Annotated in this window: 1 protein-coding gene and 1 pseudogene; both read left to right on the top strand. The window is 73.1% G+C overall.

The window, feature by feature from the left end; translation table 11 throughout:
- A pseudogene (locus C3486_RS36545) lies at positions 1 to 613 on the top strand (biotin synthase BioB); the annotation flags it as partial.
- Positions 606 to 1,700: adenosylmethionine--8-amino-7-oxononanoate transaminase (locus C3486_RS36540; protein ID WP_103837130.1), on the top strand; the 1,095-nt coding region annotated here is incomplete at its 3' end. The pseudogene C3486_RS36545 and the gene C3486_RS36540, both read left to right, overlap by 8 nt.

The following is a 1,700-nucleotide window of genomic DNA, read 5'->3' as shown; positions in this document are numbered from 1 at the left end:
CGAGGACCTGGTGGACGTGGTCTTCTCGCTGCGCAAGCTGGACCCGGACTCCGTGCCGGTCAACTTCCTGATCCCCTTCGAGGGCACCCCGCTGGCCAAGGAGTGGCACCTCACCCCCCAGCGCGCCCTGCGCATCCTGGCCATGGTCCGCTTCGTCTGCCCCGACGTGGAGGTCCGCCTGGCCGGCGGCCGTGAGGTGCACCTGCGCAGCCTGCAGCCCCTCGCCCTGCACCTGGCCAACTCCATCTTCCTGGGCGACTACCTCACCAGCGAGGGCCAGGCCGGCAAGGACGACCTGGCGATGATCGCCGACGCCGGCTTCGAGGTGGAGGGCACCGACACCACCACCCTGCCCGCCCACCGCGCCGACGCCCTCGCCGCCACCGGCTGCGGCAGCCACACCGCCGAAGCCACGAGCGGCTGCGGCGGACACGGCGGCGGTGGCTGCGGACCCTGCGGCGACGGCGACGCCGAAACCGAGCCGGTCGCGGCCGAGCCCGAGCCGGTGGCCGCCGGTGCCGTGCCGGAGGCGCGGGACGCCGACGGCGCCCGGACGGACCTGGTCGCGGTGCGCCGCCGCGGCGCCGGCACCGACCTGCCGCCCAATGCCTGAGCCGATGGACGTGCGCGACCTGCTGGCCCTGGACCGGCAGCACGTGTGGCACCCGTACGGCCCGATGCCCGGCACGGACGACCCGCTGGTCATCGAGTCCGCGAGCGGCGTACGGCTGCGCACCGCCGAACCGGTGCGCGGCCGCACCGAACTGGTCGACGGCATGTCGTCCTGGTGGTCGGCGATCCACGGCTACAACCACCCGGTACTGAACGAGGCCGCACGCGGCCAGCTGGACCGGATGAGCCATGTGATGTTCGGCGGGCTCACCCACGAGCCCGCCGTCCGGCTCGCCAAACGGCTCGCGGACATCGCGCCGGGCGACCTGGAGCACGTCTTCCTGTGCGACTCCGGGTCGGTCTCGGTCGAGGTCGCGGCCAAGATGTGCCTGCAGTACTGGCGTTCGCTGGGCCGGCCGGCGAAACAGCGGCTGCTGACCTGGCGCGGCGGCTACCACGGTGACACCTGGCATCCCATGTCGGTGTGCGACCCGGACGGCGGGATGCACGACCTCTGGTCGGGCGTCCTGCCCCGGCAGGTCTTCGCCGACGAGCCGCCCGCCGGTTTTGACGCACCCCTGGACGAGGCGTACGCCGACCACCTGCGGGAGCTGATCGGCGCACATGCCGACGAGCTGGCCGCGGTGATCGTCGAGCCGGTGGTGCAGGGCGCGGGCGGCATGCGCTTTCACCATCCCGCGTACCTGCGGGTGCTGCGGGAGGCGTGCGACGCGCACGACGTGCTGCTGGTCTTCGACGAGATCGCCACCGGCTTCGGCCGCACCGGCGAACTCTTCGCAGCCGGCCACGCGGACGTCGCACCGGACGTCATGTGCGTCGGCAAGGCACTCACCGGCGGCTACCTCACCATGGCGGCCACACTGTGCACGCCACGGGTGGCGGACGGGATCTCCCGCGGCGAGGTACCGGTCCTCGCACACGGCCCGACCTTCATGGCCAACCCGCTGGCCGCCGCGGTCGCCAACGCCTCCCTGGACGTGCTGCTCACGCAGGACTGGCGCCAGGAGATCAAGCGCATCGAGGCGGGCCTGCGCGACGGGTTGGCACAGGCCAGGACGATCCCCGGC

It is taken from the genome of Streptomyces sp. Ru73, assembly GCF_002920575.1.
In the GTDB taxonomy this organism is placed as follows: domain Bacteria; phylum Actinomycetota; class Actinomycetes; order Streptomycetales; family Streptomycetaceae; genus Streptomyces.
This window is presented reverse-complemented; position numbering and strand designations above follow the sequence as displayed.